This window comes from Pontiella sulfatireligans (assembly GCF_900890705.1).
Lineage (GTDB): Bacteria > Verrucomicrobiota > Kiritimatiellia > Kiritimatiellales > Pontiellaceae > Pontiella > Pontiella sulfatireligans.
In genome coordinates this window covers 1,502,487-1,526,802 of sequence record NZ_CAAHFH010000001.1, presented here as the reverse complement: position 1 = coordinate 1,526,802, position 24,316 = coordinate 1,502,487, and the positions used below count along the sequence as shown (strand labels likewise).

The 24,316-nt window shown below is 52.3% G+C and carries 14 protein-coding genes; 13 read left to right on the top strand and 1 reads right to left on the bottom strand.

The window, feature by feature from the left end:
* Window positions 1-32: 32 nt before the first annotated feature.
* Both SCARR_RS05180 and SCARR_RS05175 read left to right on the top strand, forming a co-directional pair.
* Window positions 33-2,483 carry a sulfatase gene (locus SCARR_RS05180; RefSeq protein ID WP_168433017.1) on the top strand — a complete coding sequence of 817 codons (2,451 nt, stop codon included), beginning with the start codon at window positions 33-35 and terminating at the stop codon, window positions 2,481-2,483.
* 47 nt (window positions 2,484-2,530) lie between these two features.
* A complete protein-coding gene (locus tag SCARR_RS05175) occupies window positions 2,531-4,129 on the top strand; it encodes a sulfatase (protein WP_168433016.1) in 1,599 nt (532 codons plus the stop codon).
* A gap of 64 nt (window positions 4,130-4,193) precedes the next feature.
* Here SCARR_RS05175 and SCARR_RS05170 read toward each other — a convergent pair whose 3' ends face one another.
* Window positions 4,194-5,297 carry a LacI family DNA-binding transcriptional regulator gene (locus SCARR_RS05170; protein ID WP_168433015.1) on the bottom strand — a complete coding sequence of 368 codons (1,104 nt, stop codon included), beginning with the start codon at window positions 5,295-5,297 and terminating at the stop codon, window positions 4,194-4,196.
* 340 nt (window positions 5,298-5,637) lie between these two features.
* On the opposite strand from SCARR_RS05170, the gene SCARR_RS05165 reads away from it, so the two are divergent.
* The 11 genes from SCARR_RS05165 to SCARR_RS05115 all read left to right on the top strand — a co-directional run bounded on the left by SCARR_RS05165 (window position 5,638) and on the right by SCARR_RS05115 (window position 24,308).
* Entirely contained in the window at window positions 5,638-7,503 is a 1,866-nt protein-coding gene (locus tag SCARR_RS05165) for a hypothetical protein (protein WP_136060443.1), read from the top strand.
* A 71-nt stretch (window positions 7,504-7,574) separates the two neighbouring features.
* Entirely contained in the window at window positions 7,575-8,258 is a 684-nt protein-coding gene (locus SCARR_RS05160; protein ID WP_168433014.1) for a PEP-CTERM sorting domain-containing protein, read from the top strand.
* A gap of 142 nt (window positions 8,259-8,400) precedes the next feature.
* Window positions 8,401-12,582 carry a LamG domain-containing protein gene (locus SCARR_RS05155; protein ID WP_168433013.1) on the top strand — a complete coding sequence of 1,394 codons (4,182 nt, stop codon included), beginning with the start codon at window positions 8,401-8,403 and terminating at the stop codon, window positions 12,580-12,582.
* A 145-nt stretch (window positions 12,583-12,727) separates the two neighbouring features.
* Complete coding sequence (locus SCARR_RS05150; RefSeq protein WP_136060440.1) at window positions 12,728-14,416, top strand: glycoside hydrolase 5 family protein; 1,689 nt, start codon at window positions 12,728-12,730, stop codon at window positions 14,414-14,416.
* Window positions 14,413-15,819 carry an MFS transporter gene (locus SCARR_RS05145; protein WP_168433012.1) on the top strand — a complete coding sequence of 469 codons (1,407 nt, stop codon included), beginning with the start codon at window positions 14,413-14,415 and terminating at the stop codon, window positions 15,817-15,819. Before SCARR_RS05150 ends, SCARR_RS05145 begins: the two co-directional genes overlap by 4 nt.
* A complete protein-coding gene (locus SCARR_RS05140; protein WP_136060438.1) occupies window positions 15,819-17,591 on the top strand; it encodes a glycoside hydrolase 5 family protein in 1,773 nt (590 codons plus the stop codon). The genes SCARR_RS05145 and SCARR_RS05140 overlap by 1 nt, the downstream gene beginning before the upstream one ends.
* Window positions 17,591-19,081: a sulfatase gene (locus SCARR_RS05135; protein ID WP_136060437.1), complete on the top strand. Its 1,491-nt coding sequence runs from the start codon at window positions 17,591-17,593 to the stop codon at window positions 19,079-19,081. The genes SCARR_RS05140 and SCARR_RS05135 overlap by 1 nt, the downstream gene beginning before the upstream one ends.
* Before the next feature lie 27 nt (window positions 19,082-19,108).
* On the top strand, window positions 19,109-20,881 hold the full coding sequence (locus tag SCARR_RS05130; protein WP_136060436.1) for a hypothetical protein: 1,773 nt from the start codon (window positions 19,109-19,111) through the stop codon (window positions 20,879-20,881).
* Between the two features lie 26 nt (window positions 20,882-20,907).
* Complete coding sequence (locus SCARR_RS05125) at window positions 20,908-22,647, top strand: hypothetical protein (protein WP_136060435.1); 1,740 nt, start codon at window positions 20,908-20,910, stop codon at window positions 22,645-22,647.
* Window positions 22,626-22,838 carry a hypothetical protein gene (locus SCARR_RS05120; protein WP_136060434.1) on the top strand — a complete coding sequence of 71 codons (213 nt, stop codon included), beginning with the start codon at window positions 22,626-22,628 and terminating at the stop codon, window positions 22,836-22,838. The genes SCARR_RS05125 and SCARR_RS05120 overlap by 22 nt, the downstream gene beginning before the upstream one ends.
* Window positions 22,839-22,850: 12 nt before the next feature.
* Entirely contained in the window at window positions 22,851-24,308 is a 1,458-nt protein-coding gene (locus tag SCARR_RS05115) for a sulfatase (RefSeq protein ID WP_136060433.1), read from the top strand.
* Window positions 24,309-24,316 lie beyond the last annotated feature (8 nt).

Genomic DNA, 24,316 nt, shown 5'->3' with positions numbered 1-24,316 from the left:
TCGAATCAGATTTGCTGAATAGAAGGAATTATATGAGGAAGCAGTCTTACATTAAGCGCGGTTTGCAGGGGAGAGGTTTTCTTGTTGGCCTGTTGGTCTTCGCGGGCGGGATCTTTTTCTCTGTTCGAGCGGACGAGGTTCCTCCCAATGTCGTGCTGATTGTCGTGGATGATCTGAACGACTGGTCAGATTCTTTTGGCGGTTATGCGGATGCGAAGATGCCGAATCTGGATCGGTTGGCGGCATCCGGCATGAAGTTTAATAATGCGCATTGCACCGCACCTGCCTGCTCACCGTCGCGCACCTCCTTTTTGTCCGGCCTGCTGCCGTCCACGACGGGGCACTATGCGAATGGGCAGGGGACGGAAGAAAACCTGCGTTTGAAAACGGTGACCTTCCTGAATCAATATTTTAGTGAGCGGGGCTATGAGACGCATCGAACCGGCAAGGTTTATCACGGGGACGAACCTTTTCCGGTGAGCGAATGGGATTCGTCTCGCATTAATATCTCATCCCCTCTTCCACCTACGGAAGATCGACCGCTTCATGGGATCTCTAGTTACTCTTCCACCACGACGTTTGATTGGGGGGTCATTGACAAGCAGGCGGAGGATATGGCGGAGTATCGGTGTGCCACATTCGTACTGAACAAGTTGGAGCAATATGAAACCGACCCGGATCCTTTTTTCATCGCCTGTGGTTTTTATAATCCCCACCTGCCGTGGTTTGCGCCTCAGGAATATTTCGATCGTTTCCCGCTCGAGGAAATTAGTCTGCCGATCACGCAGGATAATGATCAAGACGATGTGCCGGAAATCGGGCGCACCCATAGGGATCATGATGCGGTTGTTGCTGCGGGGAAATGGAAGGAGGGCGTGCAGGGCTATCTCGCCGCCTGTGCGGTGACGGATGATGCGATTGGGCGCATTTTGGACGGAATCGACGCCCATCCCAAAAAGAACAATACCATTGTCGTGCTGATTACCGATCACGGCTGGCATCTGGGAGAGAAGCAGACCTGGCGCAAGTTTACCCTCTGGGAGGAGTCCACTCGCACACCGATGGTCTGGGTTGTGCCGGGGGTGACCGCTGCCGGTCAGGTTTGCGACAAGCCGGTGTCTCTTTTGGATCTTTATCCGACGCTGACCGATCTTTGCGGTCTTCCAGATAATCCGGAAAATGAGGGGAATAGTCTGGCTCCGTTATTGGGCGATCCGAGTGCTGATTGGGATCATGTTTCCATCACGGAGGATGGTTATAAGTGCGTCGCGGCCCGGGATGAGCGGTGGCGCTATATTCGCTATATAGATGGGTCGGAAGAGCTTTATGATCATGATGTCGATCCGATGGAGTGGACGAATATCGCGAGCCAGGTTTCCAGCCAGTCGGTCATCGATCGGTTGTCGGCCCGTTTGCCGAAACGATATGCTGAACCGTCTGATGATCGCGAAACGGGGGCTATGAATTATGATTTTTGGAAGGCTGCCACCGGAGGCGGGGCTTTGGATGCGGACTCGGATGGGGATAGCATCACCGATTGGTATGAATTCGTGGCGGGCTCCGATCCACTGGTCTCCGATAAGGATGAATCGCTGGAGTGGGCTGGGGCAATCACGGCGGACGCGAATCACTGGAACTTTCCTGTGACGCGGGATGGCAGTCATACCGGGGCGCCGCCCATTCTGTTCTCCTATGATCTCGAGACGTGGTATCATGGCGGCGTTTTTTCCAATGATAACTACATGCTTCCAGTGCAGGGTTCCCATGGCTTTGTCCGGTTCCTGCAAGATTTTCCTGAAGAGGGGGGAGAAACCAATTCAGTAAATGTCAGCACCGCCTTCGATGGGGTGAAGTATGATTCGATCACTGCGGCTGGGCTGGACGCAGTGACGACTGGGGGTTCCTGGGTTTTGAATACCGCACGCGGCGCGACCTTTGCGTTGGAGGGGCTTCTGGCTGCTGATCTTGCCCTTCTTATGGATGATGAGGTGAATGTGGCGGGCGATGAGTTTTTTGCCCGGCTGGACTTTGATACTGCCTTTAGTTTGACCGGTCAGTCGGTCGAGGTGGATTTTAATTTCCTGATTCGGCGTTATGGTGCTGGCAAGGGAACGGCCTTTGAATTGCGGGATTCGTCTGATGGTGCAATTGCGCGCTTCGAGTGGTCCAGCGTTGATGATCGTATTTATCTGAACAACGTAGATGTTGGGGGAGAGCACTATTACGGAGGCAGTAACTGGGGCAGCGAGTCGCAACTGCCCAATCAGCGAAGTCTTTCATTCCTGGTCGGAGAGGGCGATGTGACAGTGGATTATGATTCGTACGGAACCGACGGTTCGGACGGCACCAATATTTTGGTTTCCTCTCAGGCATTGCTGGGTACGGCGGCGGACCTGAAATCGCTTGTCATTCTCTCCAGCGGGACGACGGATAGTAAAGAGGGTGTCTATCTGGATGATGTAACCGTGCAATCTTTTCCCTGATGGCTTTTAGTGGGAAATGGTGCGTACTTAAGAAATGGGAAAATAATATGAAAATATGTAGTTTGTGTAGAAAGATCATTGGTTGTGTCAGTATTGTGTTGCTGGCTGTCTCGGCGGGAGCGGAGCCGGTTAAACCTAAAAATATCCTCTTTATTGCGGTGGATGATATGAAACCGTTGCTGGGTTGTTATGGGTATGACTATGCAATTACTCCGAATATAGATAAGCTGGCTGATGCGGGGACGGTCTTTCTGAATGCGCACTGTCAGCAGGCGCTCTGCGGCCCGTCGCGGGTCAGCTTGCTGACGGGCTATTATCCTGATACGACCGGGATCTATGGAATGGGGCCGGATCGATATAAGCTGCGGTTGAAATATCCCGATATCGTGACGCTGCCGCAGCTCTTTAAAAACAACGGATACACCGCGATCGGAACCGGCAAGATTTATGATCCTCGCAATGTGGAGGATGATTGGCAGGGGCCGCAGGATGAAATCGCCTGGACCACTTTTTTCGGAAAGAATCCGTATAATAAAAAAACCGGAGGGCCGACGATTAATGGAAATTATCATGATCCTGCGTTGAAAGATCTGGTTGATCGATTGAAGACCGAAGGCAAGGCGAAGGGACTGAAGGGGAAACCGCTTAATCTCTATATTCGAGATCACGGTGGTGGTCCAGCGGTGGAATGCTATGATGTGCCCGACGATGCCTATGGCGATGGCGGTGTCGCCAATCGTGGCGTAGAGCAATTGGAAAAACTAAAGAAGTCGGGGGAACCGTTTTTTCTGGCGCTTGGGTTTAAGAAACCGCATCTGCCCTTTGTGGCGCCCAAGAAGTACTGGGATTTGTATGATCGCAGCGCATTGGAGCTTGCACCGTTTCAGCATTATCCCGAGGGCGCACCGGCCTGTGCGGAGACCGACTATGTTGAAGCGCGCACGTATAGCGGGGTTCCTCAAGAGGGGGTCATTTCCGATTCGACCCAGCGAGAGCTGATTCACGGTTATCTGGCTTGTGTCTCCTACGTGGATGCTCAGATTGGAAAGGTGTTGGAGACGCTCCGTGAGACGGGGCTGGCTCAGGATACCATGGTGGTATTGTGGGGGGACCATGGGTTTCATCTGGGAGACAAGCAGCTCTGGGGCAAGCATACAACCTATGAGGAATCCACGCGAGTTCCGTTAATTATCTCCAATGCTGGAACGCCTCCGGGAAAATCCGTTTCTCCTGTCAACTTTATCGACCTCTTTCCAACGCTTTGCGAGTTGTATGGATTGGAACTGCCGGCTGAACTGGATGGGAAAAGCCTTGTGCCTATTTTGAAGGATCCGAACGTATCGATCCAGCCCTATGCCGCCAGTATTTATCCGCATCAGGGTAGTTGGGGTATTGCGATCCGAACTGAGCGGTATCGCTATGTCGCCTGGTACTGGGCCAGCATGAGTAAAGAGCGGCAGGGCATGCGGTTCGCGAATGAGCCGAACTCCACAGAGTTGTATGATTACAAAAAAGATCCGCTCGAGCGTAAAAACTTATCGGGGCACCCTGAATATGCCGACATCGAGAAAAAGTTGGCAGCGATGAATCGGCAGCATGTCGAGTTCACGCAGGGCAAGCAGTTTAAGATTGCACCTTCGAGGTAGGAGGCTTTTGCGGTTCGGGGCTTTGGGTGAGTAGGGAGCGTTTTTTTTACGCTCCCGTTTCCGTTTAACTCGTGGTGGAGTTGAGGGTGTGGATTTCGTGGTTGAGGATTTGGATCTGTGGAATGTCGGATTTTTCTGCGCGGATTGCGATCAGCATCTGAACCGTGCTTGCACCAATCTCTTCAATGGGTTGGGTTGCGGAGAATCGTATGTTGGTGTGTCCGTGATCCTTTTCGTAGTCGAAGGTGGCGAAGGGGAGTTGCTTTAGCTTGAGTAGGGGCGGTGTCTGGAGCTGGTTGCAGAAGCTGATGATGCCGTCGAGCATGCGTAGGTCGCTGAGTACCACCGCATCGGCATCAAGGTTGCGGGCCGTATAGATCCCGGCGCATTCGCGGCCGGCTTCTTTGAGCGTTACGGGCGTGCTGTTAAAAATGATCAGCTGCTCGCTGACGTCCATGGCGTATTTTTCCAAAGCCGTCTTGTAGCCTTCCATTCGGCGGTTTCGAAAGGTGGTGTTGAGTCTGTAGCTGATGTAGGCGATGTTCTTTGCCCCTGTGTTGATGAGCTTTTCCGTGAGGTCGAACGCGGCCTGATAATCATCAATGTCGATGCAGTGCGCATTCTCTACTCCCTTTTGGGAGGAGCCCGCCCATACGGTAGGGCATTCCAGGTCGGTAAGGAATTCCTGAAGTTTTCCATGTGTGGCCAGAAAGGGGTCGATGACTATGGCTCCCATGAATTCATACGCTTTGTAGATGTCGCGAATTTTGGTGAAGTCGTCGTTTTCGATCTCTTCACCGTGAATGGCGATATTGATGGTGGCCATGCCGTTGTGTATGGCTTCGGTCTGCATCGCGTAGATCAGCCGCGGGTAAAACTGTTCGTCTTTAATGTCCCAGGTCGGCCAAGGCGATATGACGAGAATCATTTTCGTGGAGTTTGATGCGGCCTTGCGCAACAGCATGGTGCCCCGGCCGGCGCGCCGTTCCACGTAGCCTTCATTTTTGAGGGCGGCCATTGCTTTGGAAATGGTCGTTCTGTTTATTCCAAGTTCTTCGCTTAAAGCACTTTCGGTCGGGAGTAGATCGCCCGGTTGAAACCGGTCGGAGTCAATGAGTTTCCGGATGTGCTGGTATGCAAAATCTTCTTTGTTTTTTTGTCGGGCCATGGTTTTCCTCAAAAAGATCACCATTTAAAGCATGTCTGCGCTTCTTCTGCAATACTATAACCTCCATGTTGTGGTATTTCGTTTGCCGATGGTGTCAGGGCTCGGCATTAAAGATTCTTGATTCAGCTCAGGTTTGTACTGACAGGGGATTGGCTCAAGATGCAAAGCATGAGCAAACAAAGGGCTGGAACTGCAAAAAGTGAACAAATAGGAAAAGGTTGGTTGACAAAGAGTGAGCAAATGAATAAACCATGATGTATGTTCCAAATGAGGGATTAGGTTTGGGGCGTTAATGGATCCGGCATGGGGTCGGGTGAAATAAAATGTATAAGGAGAGGTCATGAAAAAGATAAGTACATTAGCAACTCTGATAGCACTAACAGTGCTTTCAATGCAGACTGCTTATGGGCAGTTAGTCGATTATTCCTTCACCGCTGACGAGGGTTTCGAGACGGGAAGCATCGCGCTTCATCCCGATTGGTACGATCAAAACTCAGATTACCAGGTAGATACCAACGGCACGGGCACCGTATCTGTCAATGGGGCTGAAACCTATAGGAAGGCAATCAACCAAGTTGCATTTCCTTCGAACACACAATATTCGGTGGGTATCGAGTTTACCTTCGACCGCATTTTTACCAATGCAAACGATAAGCATGTTATCAGTGTCGGGTTTAAGGAATCGCCGACCTTCGCTGGCGATCGCGTGGAGATGCAGCTTTCGCACGGCGTCGCGGGGTTTTTTAGATTAAAGACGTCGAATTCCGGGCCCCTTGTGGGGAATGAAAAGTCAGGCGGTTTAAAGGAGGAATTACTCGGGTTTTCTACGAATGAAACCTTTTCCTCGTCCGATAACTTATGGTTCGGTTATGCGATCACTCGCGGTGCTGACGCATCTTCCTGGTCCGGTTTTGCGGTGCTCAGCAACCTGACCGCAGGGACCGAGATTCAGTCATTTACTGTGGCGTTCGACACCACGCAGGATTTTTTCACCGACGACAGTCTCTATGCCTATATCAACAGTGTGAATTCGGACGCACAATCATTTACATCTAACCGCAAGATTGATCGCTTCACTGCGGGGTCGGAGGACGTAGATGTATTTGAGCAGGTGGAAGAGGTCGAATTTACAGCGCAACAAGGCTATGAGCCTGGATCGCTCTTCGGTCAGCAGGGATACTGGACCGGTAATAGTGATCAAACCGATACTGAAGTGGACGCGACAATTAACTATGTCCAGCTGACAACAAACAAGTATAAACAAATGACGTATACCTTGCCGCTTTCGACGACCAACGGAATGCTCGAGGTGGGTGGCGAATTTCGTTTCGACCGGAGCATCAACACCAATGCAACAGGATCGTTCATGACTTTTAACTTGGTGGATAATTTCAGCAACTTCCCCAAATTCATCCGTGTCGATCTGCAGCGGACGTCGGCTGATCAGCTCAGAATGGTATTTACTGAGAAGGAAAATGGGTTTTCTGCTTTTTCCGATCTGTTTGACGAAAGCGCATTAGGGTTGGACGGAGGGGTGACCAATGATTCGTCTGACAATCTCAAGCTCTCGCTCAAAGTTTATCCGGGTATGTCGACTAACGATTGGTCTGCGGCAATGGTGCTGAGCAATATGACGGCTGGAACGCAAGTCCATAGCTTCTCGGTAGAAGAAGGCGAATTTATTGTTAAAGAAAGCTGGCTTGATTCGACCTTATACGGTGGTTTTAATTCGTCGGCCAGCGAGACTGACACATATACAACCAACCGCCAGATCGAAAGCTTTTATGTGGCTGTGGCAACGGGAGGTGCTCCTGTCGTGATTCCCTACGAAGAATGGGCGTCTGAATATGGCGTGGGAGGCATGGATGAAGATCCTGATGAAGACTCCCTGAATAATCTGGCCGAATATGCGCTGATGGGCAATCCGACCAATGCGATGGATCAGGGAGTCTTTTCAACCAGTACCTCCTCTGTGGATGGGACCAATTACTTGAACATGATGCATGCCATGCTGATCGATACCGAAGGCGTTGAATATAACGTCGAAGTTAATGACAGCGGTAATCTGGTTATTGGAAGCTGGACCAACACTGGCATCACTGTGACGAGCGGAGCACTTGCCGATGATTATCTCATCGTGACGAACGCTATCGTAACGGATGACGAGAATCAGGGATTCCTGCGTCTGCTGATTGTTGAAGAATAGACGTTCAAATTAACATCATTATGTCGCAAGAGGGGAGGTTCCTCTCTTGCGATCAAATAAAGGAGTACAGAATGAAAAAATGGATGATCGGGTTAGGGCTGGTAGCGGCCATGAATGTGCAAGCTTCGTTGGTGATAGATTTTAGTGGTGATGCAAACGAATTTCCGGGGACGACGGCGGCTATTACCGATAGCGATTTTTCGGATCTTATGACCAATACGACGGAGTCTTCAACGTATACAGTCGGCACGTTTTCTGCGTTGCCTTCCGGTAATTCGGGATCTGGTGTTACGTTTGACATCGTGGGGGTTTCATCGCAAAAGTTCCGTGCTCAGACCAAAGGGCTTGGGGTTGCTGGAGGCAGTGCAGTCTTGGCCATGGATAATAATGGAGATGGATCTGCGTTGGAATGGTTTTCGCTGAAAATCACCAATGTGTCTGGCTTGGGAGCGGGTGATCAGTTGGTCTTTACTGAGATGAATGTGTTGTTTGGCAGTTTATCTGAAACTTATCGCCTCAGCATAGGCGCTTCTGGTGCCGCACCGGCCGTTACGGATGCTTACTTCACCTCAAATAATGATCAAGACTTTTTGATTAATGATGACGAATTCACATTGGGTGCGGGTTATGCGGGAGATAATAAATTTATCATGGGTTCCGTTACTGTGGATGTGATCCCGGAGCCGGCAACGCTGGGTCTGATAGCAGTCAGCAGCGGAGCGATCCTTTTTATCCGTCGCCGTCTAGTGTTGTAATCGCTCTTCCAGAGCCGTCAATAGTTGGAATGGTTACGTTGGGATGAGTCGACCTGTTTGTGATCCGTCGGTTCGGAATCTAATTAACAGCGATCGCTCTGGAAAACCCCGTCTTGAGGCGGGGTTTCCTTTAGAGAGGAAAATGAATAGTCACCTGATATTAGTAAGCGCATTTGTACTCTGTTCTTTAGCCGCCCAGGCAGGAGAGTGGCAGCGCAATACGTTTCCGGGGCAGGGGCATGTGGATCACGGTCATCCGGCGGGTGCTGGATGGGATCATGTGCAGCAGGGCCTGGATATCGCCGTTTCACCCTTCGACCCCGACCGCCAAATTTTCCTGGACAATGAGTGGGCGATGGTGATGACTTCGAATGGTCAGGATTTTCTTCCTCTGCACCACCCTTATCTGGGCACGTATGAAGCCAAGGCGAGAGCGGTTAAGTTTTCCCGCTACGATCCGAATACGATTTATTTGCTGGTGGCGACCCGGTACTGGAAAAATCTCCCGTCCGGTTATTCTCCAGCCGGGCTTTGGCGATCTCAGGATCTGGGCGAGACCTGGCAGCACATCTATGAGCTTCCATCCGGGTCGTATGAACGGATTGTAAATAAAACAGGAAAGAACCGTATTGTTGAAGATCCGACGATGGTTCGTACAAATCATCTTTATCTGGGTACGACTTCAGACGGACTGCTGCGTTCGACCGATGGCGGAAGCACGTGGTCGACCTTGGTGCCGGAATTATCGGATCGCACGATTAAACATTTCGAAGCCGCTTCGACCGGTGCGGATGAGACGGTGCTCTATGTATTGGCCGATACGCGCCGGATGGCGCGGCATATCGCAGGGGAAAAAGTTCCATTGGATAATTTTGAGAACGAAAGCTACACCGAGTCATGGGAGTTTGACACATCGCTTAAGGGAGCCAATAAGGCCTACGACCTTTTGGGAAGCGTTGACGGTTGGGAGGCCTCTTGTGCGGAAGGTTCCCATGCTGCGCGTTTTGATGGGACAATCAATAATAGGCTGACGGTCTCCGGGATGGTTTATACTAACGCTCAGGAACTGCTGACCGTTTCCTGTTGGTTGAAGACCACCAACCGAACGGATCAGGTGCTTGTTTCCGCAGATCGAAACAACTATTTCGAACTAGCCGTTAATGGTGAGGCCGCCGGCGATGGACTTGCGGGCTGGACCGTTATGGCAGAAGATGGATCAACCCATATGCTTTCCTCCACCACACGAGTGGATGATGGGGAATGGCATCATGTTACGGGCGTGTGGAATAAGGGTAGAATGCGCCTGATTGTTGACGCTGAGGAAGAGGCGGAGGTCTGGGTCGGCGGTGATCTGGGTAAAATCGGCAGTGGACAGGTTTACATTGGTGGAGCGGAATCCGGTGGCGGTTATTTTCAAGGCTTGCTGGATGATGTCCGTATTTATGATACCCAGGGATTCTCGGTGCATCAGGCGCGAGGGCTCTATTATGCGGATGGGAATACGACCTATCCTGTTTCGCAAGGCGAGTTCTGGCGAATTATGATCGATGGCTCCGGAGCGGTGAGCTCGACGACGCGCCTTTATGCGGGATATTCCGATTTTGTAGATATGGAGATCAACCCGTCGGATCCATCGCAGGGCTGGGTGATTCGGCAGGCTTATCCCGCCCGGTGGCCGCACGGCGGGCGGCTGTTAAAGCGGTTTACTCAATGGGGAGAGAACCTGGAGTCTACCACTGCGGAACTTGGGAGTTTGAATAGCGATACATTTGCAAGTGTGCATGCCAATCCATCCAATGCAGATCATCTCGTGCTTTTGTGCGGAGGAGAGATCCGGGATGCGGTGCGTTATTCGCTGGATGGCGGGGTGAGCTGGCTTGGAACGGATCGGTCGGTTGGAGGTCACTGTCCTTCCATCATGGGTTGGACGCCGTCGGATCATGATACCTATGGTCTGGGGCTGCGTGCGGATGAGCGGCGGCAATGGGCATCGAATAATTTTTCCTGGGTTCCGGGGAAAACAAACGAGATGATCATCAGTGTAAAGTGGGTGCTGGGCGGCCTGATGAAGAGCACGGATTACGGAGCCAATCTAGCGACCTACGCCAGTGGCGGCCCAAACAAGGCGATGACTCAGATTGCGGTTTCGTCGACCAATCCCGATCATTGGAGTATTGGTGCGAAGGAGTACGGCGTGGTTGTGTCGCAAAACGCTGGCCAGCTGTGGAAGGGCATTTCGCACCATAACAACGACTTGTTCGATGATCTGGGCGATATTGCCAATCCTCTGCCCGGTGTTTCGTGGGGCGATTCGCGCAACATGACCGGCATGGCGTATGATCCAGGCAACCCGGATCATATGATCGGATCGTACTCGGAAGTCGGGAACATTCTGAAGTCGGTTGATGCGGGGGTGAATTGGGTTGATACCGGGATCAAGCAGCCGGATACGCTCTATCAGAATTGCTTGGTTTTTTGGTCGAATGTCGATCCTAACCGCGTCTACGCCGGGCGACTTCGCAGTCTGGATGGCGGAGTTAGTTGGGAGGATATGGATAAATATATCGTGACCGTTTCCTCTTCGGATCCTGATCTCCTGATCGGCTCCGGCGATATCACGGTCGGGGTGGACGCTGCGAGTTTGGGGTTGTACCGGTCGGTGGATGGCGGGGAGAGTTGGACGGTCTTGCCTGAACCAGCCAAAGAGGCCGTGCCCGGCTTGTCGGGGGCGTATTGGCATGTTTCGGGGCTGAGAAGAACATACAGCGTGCCGCCGCTCAATCTGTTGTCGATCGATCCGCTAACCAGCGCGGGCAATCTCCGGATCCTGATGGCCGGACGCAGCGGGATCTATGAATACAACGAAGGTTCCAATGATTGGACGCTGCGGGATACCGGTCTGGAACCGAACATTCATTTCAGCGCGGTCGAACCGGTTCCATGGATGGGGCTGGTGCAGTTTGATCCACGCCCGGGCTATGAGCACATCGTCTATGCTTCAAAAAGTCATAACCATCAGCAGTTGGACCGGTGGGCTGAGGGGGAGAATCTCAATCATCCGGTTCCGGGGGGATTGTTAACCGAGCCGTTCTACCGTTCAACCGATGGGGGAATCAGCTGGAGTAAGCTTCATGGAGCCTCGCAGCCTGACGCGCCGGAGGCCGTATCCATGATCACGTCCATATTGGTGGACACCGAAGGCCGTTTCTTTGCCTCGACAGCGGCAGGGATGTATATCTATACCCATGATGAAACAGCGACCACGGACAAGACCATTGAGTTTGTCGCGGCGGAAGGCTATGTGAACGCCGATCTGTCGGGGCAGCAGGGATGGAGTGGAGACGCTGGCGTTTTTTCGGTGAACACGAATCTGCCCGGGACGGTAACCGTTTCCTCCAATGCCTGGAAAAAGATTCTATACGGGGCAGGTTCTATCGGCTCCAAATCCGTTGTCGGGGCATCTTTTAACTTTAAAGAAGCCACCGTTGCCGACGCGACCAAGATCGGCTTCCGGCTCGAGCTTGTTGGTGCCGACGGCACCAGTGCTGCGCTTGGCCTGCAGCGAAAGGTCTCCGGGAGCTACCAGTTTAACTTTGCTGAAAACTCCGGCGATAGCTCGTGGTTAAGCGGCTCGGTGGTGCTGGCGGCGTCCGCCCTCGGTACGGCCAACGCCGCCGGTTCGGAATCGGATACGATCTATTTTGAACTTTCGCTCGAGAAGGGAGCAACTTCCAACGATTGGAAGGCTACGGTTTCTGCCTATAACCTGACGGTTGACCCAAACAGATCGCAGCCGCTCGATACCTATTCGGTTGCATTCGCCTCCTCCTCGGAATTTTTCAAGGGAAGCTTGTTGCCCGGAGTGAATTCTGCCGCGCAGCTCGATGCGAATCTCTCAGATGTTCTGGTTGATTCCGTCTACGTCAAGTCGGAGACCTCCGCATTTAGCCGGTGGATTTCCGGCTATGGTCTCTTTGGTTCCGATGCAGAGCAAGGGGCGGATCCCGACATGGACCTGTTGAACAACCTTTCGGAATATGCGTTTGGCGGCAATCCGACCAATGCGAACGACGTCGGCTACGTTCCAACCTGTGGAACAGAGGACGGCCTGTTTGCGTTGCGGCACGTGATGCGTCTCGACAGCGGCATCGACTACAGCGTTGAAATGACCTCCAACCTGGTTTCCGGAGTTTGGACGACAAATGACGTCACCACCGTAAGCGGCCCGATGGATTCGACTTTTAATATGGTAACCAACGCGGTTTCGTTGGACGATCGGCCGCAGGCATACATCCGTCTGACCATTAGTGGAGAGAGTGAATGACGCTTTATGGAGTAACGTGGGTAAAAAGGAAATCAGCCGAATGTCCTGTTCGTCGCGCTTCCTGCCAGCAGGTTGCTGTGCTTCAGGATTATTTGAACAAGGCCATCTCATGGGACGGCGATTTGATATGGTAAAAATGACACAAATGCAAAAAATGTTATCTGTGGATGCGACCTTTCCAATGGCAATGACGGTTCGTGACGGAGTCTTGCGTTACGAAGATGGTACGGAGGTGGTTCTGTGGGGGAGCAACTTCCAGCCTAACCTTTATTGGGAGTATAAGTTCCGCATGGAGCATCTGGGCCTGCCCATGACGCTGGAAACCATGCAGACCATGTGCGACGACGGATTCAAGGATCTTGCAATCATGGGCTGCGACTTGATTCGCTGTCATCTGACTCCCGCCGATTTCACCGATGCCGACGGCAATCTGGTGGATACCCTCTGGCTTGACATGCTCGGCTATATGGTGGCCAAGGCGCGTGAAAACAACGTGTATGTCTATATTACGTTTATGAACCAGATGGAGTACGTTTTCCTCGAAGATTCTTTCGTGCCGAAATACACCTGCGAGCAGTGGATCTTTAATCCCGATTGTGTGGCCAAAACGCAGAATATGATTCAGCAGCTGGTTAACTGGACCAACCCCTATAATGGGTTGAAGCTCAAGGACGATAAGGCCATTGCGGTTTGGGGGCTGATTAACGAACCGGAATACAGCACCTTTACCCAGATGCGGGAACATCCCGAACAGAAGGCGCTCTTCTGCGCATGGACGGAAAAAGAGGGTGCGGCGTTCAACGATATTCACTATGCCCGTTATCGGTACGGCGTGGTGAAAACCTATATTGATTCCATGCACAACCTGCTCCGGGCTGAAGGCGCGCAGCAGCCGGTGGTATGGAATTGCAACTGGCCGCGCATGATCGACGGTCGGCGCGATGTATTCACGGCGATTGCCGACTCCAAGGCCGATGCGGTGGCGTTCTGTCTTTATCCCGGACAGGATGATGTCGGAGATCCCTTTATGGAGCATGCCGCGGATATGAGCGATAAGAACTATCTGCCATTTCTGAAGTATTGTTTTGAGGATTATTACCATCTCGGCTGGGTGCGCGATCCGCAATTTGCAGGCAAGGCCAAGCTGGTCTATGAATTTGAGACCATGTACAACGAAAAGAGTTCCTATCTGCATCCCGCTATGGCCAAGCTGTTTCGCGCGCTGGGTGTACAGATGGCCGCCATGTGGACGCATTGCTTCAATATCTACTCCGCCCATATGGGGTGCTCCCATAATTTAAACCTTAAGACCACACCGAAAAAAGCGGTCGGCTACATCATTGCCGGACAGGTCTTTCATCATCTCCCGCGTGGGTTTGAGTATAAGACGCTAAGCGATGTCCACGATGTCTTTGGTGCGTTCGCGCTCTCCTATGAACACGATTTCAGTGTCGCCAGCACGCCGGATCTGTTCATTCATTCCGGTGATGTTTCGTGGTGTCCGGTGGAGGTTCCGACCATGCCGGCGCGGATCATCGGATATGGATCTTCCCCGTTGGTTTCATACAAAGGTCAAGGCCTCTATATTATCGACATTGAAGCGCGTACGATTCGCATTGATCTCTATCCGCACGCCCGGTTTCTTCGCGAAGCGTGGCAGTGGCATGCCGATGGCCGGTTGGTGACAGAGCTCGACGAAGAAACCGCTGTTCCATTTGAACTCCGGATCCCCGGTTTCGAACCCATTGTCTTTAAAAAACCGCCCGGCACCTACACCTTCCGGCTTGTCGTCGATCATCAATCATCATGGGTCGCGGATCACGTATCATCATGAAAACAGCACACAAAACAAAACCGGAAGACCATGTTCCGTTCGGGCAAAAGCTTGCGGTCGGCGCGGGAGGATTTCCTATCCAGAACGGAGGATTGGTTATTCCGTTTATGGCACAGGCCATTTTCCAGATTTTTCTCGGATTGAATCCCATTTTATTTGGTATGGCGATGACCATTCCGCGTATCTGGGATGCCTTTACTGATCCGGTTATGGGGCGTGTTTCTGATCGCTTCAAATCGCGTTGGGGGCGTCGACGTCCGTTTGTGTTCGGCGGGGCGGTTGCCGTGGCATTGGCCTTTATGTCGATCTGGATGGTGCCGCAAGGCCTGAGCGAAATGGCCACCTTCCTGTGGCTGACCATTGGCAGCATTCTGTTCTTTACCGCCTTCACGGTTTATTCCGTACCTTTCAATGCGCTCTTGTATGAGCAGACTCCCGACTATCATGAACGTACGCGTTTGATGGTTTTCCTGGCGCTGTTTTATAACATCGGCAATCTGTGCGTTAATTGGTATCTGCCCGCCACCAACATGGCGTGCTTCTCCAATACGCTGGTGGGAGCGCGATGGGTTTCGTTGGTGCTGGGTCTTGTGGTCTTTTTCGGTTTGGGCGTGCTGCCTGCGATCTTTGGCAAGGAACGCTTCTATGCGGTAGCCGAAAAAGCGGAGAATAAGATCGGATTCTTCAAAGCGATCGGGCAGGCGGCATCGTCGAAACCCATGTTGGGGCTGGTCGGCATTGTGTTTGCACTGAACTTTTGCGGTGCGGTTGCCGGCAGCATTGCGATGTATATTGTGATCTACTACGTGAAGGGCGGTAATGTAGAGCAAGGGATTATCCTGAACGCTTGGAACGGAACCGGATTTGCTGTAGTCGGTTTTGTTGGAATTTATGTGTTGCGCTGGCTGGCGCTCCATTTCGGGAAACGGCGCACGATGTTCATCGTGCTTGCTTTGACCGCATTAGGCGGCGTGTCCAAGTGGTTTATTTTTACTCCAGAGATGCCGCACCTGCTGCTGCTCGATTCCGTTCTGAATGGTCCGGTCTGGGTTTCGCTCGGGGTCATTGTTCCCTCGATGATCGCCGATCTGTGCGATTGGGATGAATACAAGTTCGGTGAACGCCGCGAGGGCATCATCAGCTCCGTATTCACATGGATCACCAAGTTCGGCGGCTCCTTCACCTTTCTTGTTTCAGGGATTGCCATCCATTTCAGTGGATTCGATGAAAAACTCGGAGCGGACCAGCCCGAAGGCACGATGACCATTCTGCGGATCTTTTTTGTCGCCGCGTCCATTCTGGCACCGATTCTCGCCATGTTCTGCTTGAGGCTCTACACGCTCAATGAAAAAGATGCTTATGAAATTCGGGCCGAACTTGAAGCGCGCCGGGGAGAAGTTTAATGAAGATGACTGTTTATTTGTTGTTGCTTGCCGGTCTGGTCGGCATTCCGGTTGTCGAGGCTGCTGGTCTGTTTCAGAAGATTGAGGCCCGCAAGGGTGTGCTTTATTTCGAGGATGGCCGCGAGGTCAACCTGTTTGGGGTGAACTTCCAGCCTTGCATCAGTTTTGAGCACGGTTCTCGGATGCATAATCAAGGGCTGTTGATGCCGCTGAAGGTCAAGGACCTGAAACAGGTGGCGGATGAAAGTTTCGATCAGATACAGCGTCTGGGATCGGAACTGATTCGGGTTCATCTGACGCCGGCCGACTTTACGGATGCCCAGGGCAATCTGGTCGAGACGATCTGGCTCGATATGCTCGACTACACATTGGCTGGAGCATCGAACCGCGGACTCTATATCTATCTGACCTTCTTGAATCATCTCATCAACGACGGCACGCAATTCCCGTTCAATCGTCAGTCGTTTGCCGCTTCTTTTGAGCGGGAGGAATGGATGGTCGATCCGGCGGCCGTTGCTGCAACAAAGAACTGCATTCGACAGCTCCTGAACCGGCGGAATCCATACAATGGTTTGCTCTATAAAGACCACGACGCGTTGGCTGTCGTTGAGCCGGTCAACGAACCCGCCTACTATTGGTTTGAAAAGTGGAAGGAAACAAACGAAGGCGGCACACGCGAGCAGTTCGAGAACTGGAGCTATGAAAATACGCTTGGCTATATCAACGCGCTCGTGGAGTTGTTCCGAAACGAAGGGCTGACCCAGCCGGTAGTCTGGAACTGTGGTTGGACCGGCCTGATCACCAAACACCGCTCGGCCTACCGTGCCGTCGCGGATTCGAAAGTGGATGCGATTTCCTTTTGCCTCTACCCCGGGCAGTCCGACCTGAAGAAGCCGTTTTGGGAAAATCCCGAAGAATTGAGCGATCGGAACTATCTGCCCTATATCCAGCACTGTTCCGATGACGAGGATGGGTTGGGATGGCTGCGCAGTGAAGCGTTCGCCGGGAAGGCCAAGCTGGTTTACGAGTTTGAAACCTTTTGTAATCAAAGCGGGTATCTCTATCCGGCGATGGCGAAGTTTTTCCGGTCCGCCGGCGCGCAAATTGCGGCGCAATGGACCTATGGACTTTCCGGGTCGGCGGAATACCTCGGCGGCTCGCATGTGCTTAATTTAAAGACGACGCCGCGCAAAGCCGCCTCTTTCATGGTGGCCAAGCAGGTCTTCAAAACGCTTCCGCGGCTTGAACCCTATTCGACAAAAACCACAGACGGCGATGCGTTTGACTCCTTTGCGCTCTCGGCATCCTCTGGATCCAGTTGGGGGCTGAAGGACCATGCGCTGATTTATTCCGGGTGGAACACAGACGAGGTTGCGGATGAGGGAACGCCTCCCGAAACCATCATCGGCCTCGGCACTTCCCCGTATGTGGACTATGCCGGTTCGGGGCTCTACTTTATCGAGCCGTCTGAAAACGATGCGCTGCGGGTGACGATTGAGCCGGATGTTGAATGGCTGAGGCCGCACTGGAAGGAATGCCATACCGGCGACCAGGTCGTGAAGCTCATCTGCGATGTGTCGCACCCCTTCAAGCTCAAGCTGCCGGGGACCGAAGCCCCGCGCTGGATCTACCGTAAAGAAGGCTACCGCTGGCAGTTGGTGGCAGCGCCGAAGGATGCCGTCCAGTTCGAGGCGATGCCGGGCGAATACCTGATTGAAAAACAACAAATGCGCATTGATCGAAAGGTGCTGGAAGAAGGGTGGGGAAACTAATGAGAGTTATTGGTTGTTGGTTGCTGGTTGTTGGTTTATTCGCTTCAATTTCATTTGGTGCCGAAAAGCAGCCGAATGTGTTGATGATCTGCATCGACGATATGAACGACTGGGTCGGTTTTCTTGACGGGCACCCGCAGGCTCTGACTCCGAACATGGATCGGTTGGCGGATAAGGGCGTCAACTTTTCGAATGCCCATTGTGCCGCGCCGGGGTGCTCGCCAAGCCGTAACGCGATTCTATTCGGGATCGAACCGCATAATTCCGGACTCTATCCGTTTTACAACATTAACAATATCGATCCTCAGGTGCTGGCTCCCTATATGCCGCTTCCCGAGCTGTTTAAAAAAAACGGATATACCACCTGCGGCCTGACTAAGGTTTGGCACAATCCGGACCGTACCTACCGTCAGGAGGAGCAGTGGGACGACTATAAATACTATGGCAACAGCAAGCTGAATCTGATCAAGGAAAAGGGGTATGTTCCAGATCCGTACAATAAACGGATCGTGGCGTGTCCGGCGAGTAATCCGCTGAAGGATTTTCAGGATTACCAGAGCGCGATGCATGCCGCTCGCTTTTTGAAAAAAGAGCACGAAAAGCCGTTCTTCTTGGCGGTCGGTTTTATTTTGCCTCATACGCCATTTATTCCGCCGGAGGAAAACTGGGATCGTTTTAAGGAGCCGATCAAGGAGCCGCCATTTAAGGCCGACGACCTTGTGGACATCCCGATGGCCGGACAGGCCAACGCACAGATCTATGTTGAAATCCCAGTGCGCAACGATAATGCGTGGGAGGATCTTCGCCGGGCTTATCTGGCTTGCATCAACTTTACCGACGACAACGTAGGGCGCGTGCTTGATGCGCTTGAAGAAAGCCCTTATGCCGGCAACACCATTGTCGTGCTTTGGTCTGATCACGGATTTCATCTAGGCGAAAAGCGCAGTTTCAGCAAGTTTTCGCTCTGGAACGAGGCCACGCGTACGCCGTTCATTATCCTGGATCCGCGCAATAAAAACGGGAATGGCAAGGTCTGCGCCGAACCCGTTGGTTTGATTAACGTATACCGGACGCTTTGCCAGCTCACCGGGTTGGATGCGCCGGAATATGTTGATGGACAGAGTCTTGTGCCGTGGGTGAACGATCCGTTGAAATCGATGGAGCAGCCCGCCATGACTACATGGGGCAGAGGGAACTATACGCTGCGCACCAAAGAGTGGCGCTATACCCGTTATTTCGATGGCTCCGAAGAACTCTATGACGAATCGGGCGATCCGAACGAGTGGACGAACCTGGCCCAGAATCCCGAATACGACGCGATCAAGAAAAAGTTTGCTGCGTGGTTGCCGACGAAAGAGGCTCCGCAGGTTTCGTCCGGAATGGAACTCTACAATGTTGCGGATGCCGATAGTCCAACCAGAATGATCAATAACTACAAGCGGGACGTGAAGAAATATAAGGCACAGGGTCTTCAGCCGCCGTTGGATTAGGGAATTGTAATGGAATTGATGAGATACATGAGATTAATACCATTGTGTATAGCCTTTCTTTGCGTTGCCTCCTTCGGGGGATCCCTTTCAGCATCTGCACCGAAATTTCAAACGCTGCATGTCGAGGACGGCGTGTTGTTGTTTGAGGATGGGGCCGAGGTCAATCTTTTGGGGGTTAACTTTCAACCGGCGCTGTCGTGGGAATACAATCGGATGAAGCATCATGGGGTGCATTCGCCGATGGATCTGGACGCCTATAAGGCCATGATTGACGAGGCCTATGACGAACTTCAGCTCATGGGCTGCAACCTGATCCGAATACATCTTTCACCGGGCGATATCTGCGATGATGAGGGCAATCTGGTGGAGAACCAGTGGCTTGATTTGACGGATTATGTGCTGGCAAAGGCCGAAGAATACGGCATGTACACCTACATCGCTTTTCTCAATACGCTCGGCGCCGCCCGCGGTAAGGAGACGTTTGTTTCAACCCGCGATGAAACCAAGCCGATCTGGATGGTGGATCCTGAATTTATGGCGAAGGCGGATGGCTATATCCATCAACTGCTCAACCGCAAAAACAGATACCGCGGGGGCGTGAAAATTAAGAATAGTCCCGCGTTGGCTCTGGTTGAACCGATCAACGAACCGGGATATTTCAAGCGCGATGAAATCGACGCCTATCCACAGTGCTTCGCAATTTATCAGGGATGGCTGGACGCGGGAGGAAAAACCGATTCGGCGGAGAGTTATACGGCTTGGCGGACCGCGAACACGAAGCAGTATATCAATCGCATGGTGAAGTTTTTTAAGGATGAAGAGGTTGCGGCGGTGATGTCGTGGTCGCTCGAATGGCCGCGAATGATGGAGTGGACCGGAGAGGATGTATTCGAGGCCGCTGCGGAATCGGATGCAGAGATTGTTTCGATTTGTCTCTACCCCGGGCAATCGGAATCGCGGAATAAATCACCCAAGGAAGTTGGCGATATCAATTACCTGCAGATGCTCCAAAAGGTGGTTGACACCCCCACCTATCACGGTTGGCTGCTTGAGGATCGTTTTAAAGGCAAGGCGCGCATTGTCTATGAATTTGAGACCTATTGGAATTCGTCATCCTATCTCTATCCGGCGATGGCTAAACAGCTCCGTGCGCTTGGCATTCAAGCGGCGGCGATGTGGACCTATATTCTTCCAGGGCAGGCGGAATATGTGGCCGTGGCACATAATCTGAATCTCAAAACAACACCGAACAAGGCTGCGGCCTTCATGGCCGCCAGTGAAGTGATGCGCAGCGAACCGCGGTTCCAAAAATATACAACATCGTCCAAAACGGAGGACTATTTTAAGAATACAGCCCTTTCCTATGAGGAGGGCTGCTCCGCGTTCTCTGATGGTAAAACGCTGATCTACAGTGAATCGATGCCGAAGGACTTTGTTGCCCATCTTCCAGCGCTTGCGGATGATTTTGACTGTATCGTGGGACACGGCAATTCTCCCTATGCTAAATACGGTGGAACGGGACTCTACTTCATTGATTCCCAAAACGGGCGTGGCGTGACCGTCAGCATCATGCCCGATGTCGATGTTTTGTTGCCCTACGGCCAGCGCAACGAAAAGGGTGAAAAAGCGGTTGCGCTTACCGTCGACAACACCCATCCATTTGAGTTGAACCTGCCTGGCTATGGTCGCGTCAGCAAAGTGTACCGAAAAGCAGACCGCAAGTGGACACCCGTAAAAACCAGCCCCGGCCGCGTGCGTTTTGATGCGAAGCCAGGCGAAGAATATGCCGTGAAAAAGTAATCGATAAACCAACGAGACGTATTGTTATGATGAAACTGAATATATTCCACCGAACCGACCCCGGCCGCTACGAAATTTTCAAGCGGCAGCAGGACCTGGTTCATTCGCTGGGGATGAAAACCAGTGTTTTTCTGCACTATTTTGACCTGTTTCAGGATCATATTGTGGCCGATGCCCTGGCGTACCAAGCAGCGTTCGGCGATGAAATCGGGCTGGCCTTGAATCGGTTGGAGGGGCCGGGCATGGACGATATTTCGCGCGGTCTGGAGCACATTTGGCTGTTTGACGAAGAGCAGAAACGGCAATTGATGGAGATGGCCTTGAGCAAGTTTAAGGATGTGTTCGGGCGGATGCCGACAGCGGTGACGTCGTATCACTTCGACAGCTCGGCGTTGCGCATTCTCAAAGAAATCGCGCCGGAAGTAGAAGGCATTGTAGGTGGTTGCTTCGAAGAAGGAGTGCGGGTTTTTCACGGCTGCAACCACTCTTGGTATTTATTCAACGAAGGGATGCCGTGGGGGCCGTGGTTCCCGGCGAAAGGGCACACGTTGCGCCCGGCAGCGGAAACAGAGGATTGGTCAGGCGTGGTGGCCGTGCCGCATTTGGCGCGCGATATGAGTCTTTCCTTCGAAGGGCGCAACGATTTCTGGGCCAGCCATCCGCCGAACGTGATTCGCGGCATGGGGAACGATGCATCGTTCTGTCCCTACGATCTGAATTTGATTGACCAATACCGGATGCAGGCCGATTTCAACGGGCACACCTATTACAACACCTTTGTCGGCACGCAGTGGCTGACCTGGAATCACAACAGCGAATATCCCCCGGAGGTGGCATGGGAGCTCTATACTAAGCAGTTGACCTACTTTAAACAGCTGAAGGAGCAGGGCGAACTCGAAGATTTAACCCTGACCGAATATGCCCGCTGGCACAAAGAAAGCCGTCCGTTTGCGGAACCTGAAGTCTATCTGGCCAAAGAGATGTTGTATCAGTCGCACAAGCACTATTTCTGGCACATCGATACCGATCTCCGCGTATTGATCGATGCCAATCAGGGCGGCTCGATCGGTGATCTGCGTGCATACATCGGCCGCGTTGAAAAAGCGACCGGCCCCGATACCCCGAGCCGCGAAAACGGCGCATATCCCTACCTCATTCAGTCGCAATACCGCACCGGCTACCCGAACCATAGTTTTGACGGATCACGGACGACGCTCAAGCTGGTTAAAAACGGGGAGGAAGTGGATCTCTGCTCTACACCAACAAAGGTGGCATCGGTTGAACGCAGCAGTGCCGGAAGCCGAATGGTGCTGACGCCGGCCAAGGCCGTTTTTCCCGATGGAAGCACGGTGGAGGTTGAGACAACCTATACAATCGAGCCGGGTGGAAAAATCACCATCAAGCGCTCTCTCTCTGGCGATACGGAGGGAATTCTTGCCACTGAATATTTCAAAGGGGCCCCGGGCTGTACAGAATATCCGATCGACCTTCATGGGATTCAATTGCAGGTGATGGATGCAACAGGCACGCAGGAGATGGACTATCTATATCGTCGCCGCCGGCTGGAGGTCGATGCGCCGGAATGCGTCGCCGCCGTCGTTCCGCAGGTGAATGCACGCGTCATGATGAGCGCGGCCAAAGGAGCGAAGCCTTCTTCCGGCCTGGCCCGCGAAGGCAATCTTTTCGAACCCTATTTTGTTCTTGAACTAACTTATGATACTAACACTTCAACGGAGTTTTCCACATGTCTGATCATCACCGCATAACCAAACGATGCCCGGTCTGTTTTTCTCGCGATATAGATGTGTTGCTTACTCAGCGCGATGGGATTTGGGCCTGCGTCAAATGTTCCTTTAATGGAACCGAGGCCGAAATTCGCGGCATGTATCGGGATATTCAAAAAAAATATCATGGAATGATCGAGCGCTACACATTGGAAGATCAGCGGAAGCTGTAGGAGGAACGAATCATGAAGAGAATATCTTTGCTTGTAGGGGTCGTCTTAGTTGCATCCTCGCTGTATGCAGCCAAGCCTGACCGGCCGAATATTTTAATGTTGTGCATCGATGATATGAATGATTGGTGCGGTTTTCTGGGGGGGCATCCGCTTGCTCAAACTCCGTTCATGGACAAGCTTGCGGCTAAAGGCGTTAATTTTACCAACGCCCACTGTACTGCACCGGGCTGTTCGCCTAGCCGGAATGCGATTTTGCTCGGGGTGGAACCGCATAAGTCCGGACTCTATCCCTTCTATGATCTGCGGAATGTGGATCGTGTGGTTCTGGATCGCTATACGAATCTGCCCCGCTTCCTGAAGGAAAATGGCTATACCACCTGCGGCGTTTCCAAGGTGTTTCATAATTCGGATAACACCTATGAAGAAAAGGAGAGCTGGGATGAGTATGCCATGTTCGGGGATCTGAACATTAAAGGCGCTCCGGGCAAAGGGCATATGGCCAATTCAAAAGATAAAAAGGACCATCATGTGCGGGTTTGCCCCGGTGTCAATCCGCTCAAGGATTTCATGGATTATCGAACGGCGTCGCATGCCATCGACTTTCTGGAGAAAGAGCACGAGAAACCGTTCTTCCTAGGGGTCGGCTTCATCAGGCCGCATGTGCCGTTTGTCATGCCCGAGGAAAATTATGATCGATTCCCGGATCTGATCCCTCCGCCGCTCATCAAGGAAAACGATATTGAGGATGTCCCGCCCGTGGGGCAGTTAATGTCAAATCCCAAGAATGCGGATCGTTTAGATCAGCATGACTGTTGGAATGAGGTTCGGCGTGGCTACTTAGCCAGCATCTCCTTTGTCGATGACAATGTGGGTCGTGTAATCAATGCCCTCGAAGGGAGTCCTTATGCAGAAAATACCATTATTATGCTTTGGTCGGATCACGGCTTTCATCTCGGGGAGAAACGTGCATACACAAAGTTTACGCTGTGGGAAGAATCCACCCGCGTTCCGTTTATTATCTGGGATCCGCGCGGCCGGGCAGGCCACGGACATTCCTGTGCCGAGCCGGTGGGGCTGATCAATGTGTATAGAACGATCTGCGATCTGGTTGGGTTGAAAGCGCCAGAGTATGTGGATGGGATGAGTCTGGTTCCATGGCTTAACGATCCTGATCAACCCATGGAAAAACCGGCTATGACCACTTGGGGGCGCGGCAACTATACGTTGCGGACAAAAAACTGGCGCTATACCCGCTATTTTGACGGATCAGAAGAGCTCTACGATCACCGCAAAGATCCGCAGGAGTGGACCAATCTGGCGGGAAACCCTGAATATGAAACCATGAAAAAGAAGCTGGCGGCCGAATGGCTGCCCAAGCAAGAAGCGCCAAAGGTACTCTCCGGCAAGAAGCTGGACAGAGCCTGGGATGCGGATTGTCCAGCAAACTATAATCCATTGAAAAAGAAGTGATGATTAAT

Bases quoted from the DNA above. Each gene is read 5' to 3' on its own strand.
- SCARR_RS05120 (WP_136060434.1), top strand. From the start codon at position 22,626: ATGTCTGATCATCACCGCATAACCAAACGATGCCCGGTCTGTTTTTCT.
- SCARR_RS05125 (WP_136060435.1), top strand. From the start codon at position 20,908: ATGATGAAACTGAATATATTCCACCGAACCGACCCCGGCCGCTACGAA.
- SCARR_RS05115 (WP_136060433.1), top strand. From the start codon at position 22,851: ATGAAGAGAATATCTTTGCTTGTAGGGGTCGTCTTAGTTGCATCCTCG.
- SCARR_RS05150 (WP_136060440.1), top strand. From the start codon at position 12,728: ATGCAAAAAATGTTATCTGTGGATGCGACCTTTCCAATGGCAATGACG.
- SCARR_RS05145 (WP_168433012.1), top strand. From the start codon at position 14,413: ATGAAAACAGCACACAAAACAAAACCGGAAGACCATGTTCCGTTCGGG.
- SCARR_RS05140 (WP_136060438.1), top strand. From the start codon at position 15,819: ATGAAGATGACTGTTTATTTGTTGTTGCTTGCCGGTCTGGTCGGCATT.
- SCARR_RS05180 (WP_168433017.1), top strand. From the start codon at position 33: ATGAGGAAGCAGTCTTACATTAAGCGCGGTTTGCAGGGGAGAGGTTTT.
- SCARR_RS05175 (WP_168433016.1), top strand. From the start codon at position 2,531: ATGAAAATATGTAGTTTGTGTAGAAAGATCATTGGTTGTGTCAGTATT.
- SCARR_RS05160 (WP_168433014.1), top strand. From the start codon at position 7,575: ATGAAAAAATGGATGATCGGGTTAGGGCTGGTAGCGGCCATGAATGTG.
- SCARR_RS05170 (WP_168433015.1), bottom strand. From the start codon at position 5,297: ATGGCCCGACAAAAAAACAAAGAAGATTTTGCATACCAGCACATCCGG.
- SCARR_RS05165 (WP_136060443.1), top strand. From the start codon at position 5,638: ATGAAAAAGATAAGTACATTAGCAACTCTGATAGCACTAACAGTGCTT.
- SCARR_RS05155 (WP_168433013.1), top strand. From the start codon at position 8,401: ATGAATAGTCACCTGATATTAGTAAGCGCATTTGTACTCTGTTCTTTA.
- SCARR_RS05130 (WP_136060436.1), top strand. From the start codon at position 19,109: ATGAGATTAATACCATTGTGTATAGCCTTTCTTTGCGTTGCCTCCTTC.
- SCARR_RS05135 (WP_136060437.1), top strand. From the start codon at position 17,591: ATGAGAGTTATTGGTTGTTGGTTGCTGGTTGTTGGTTTATTCGCTTCA.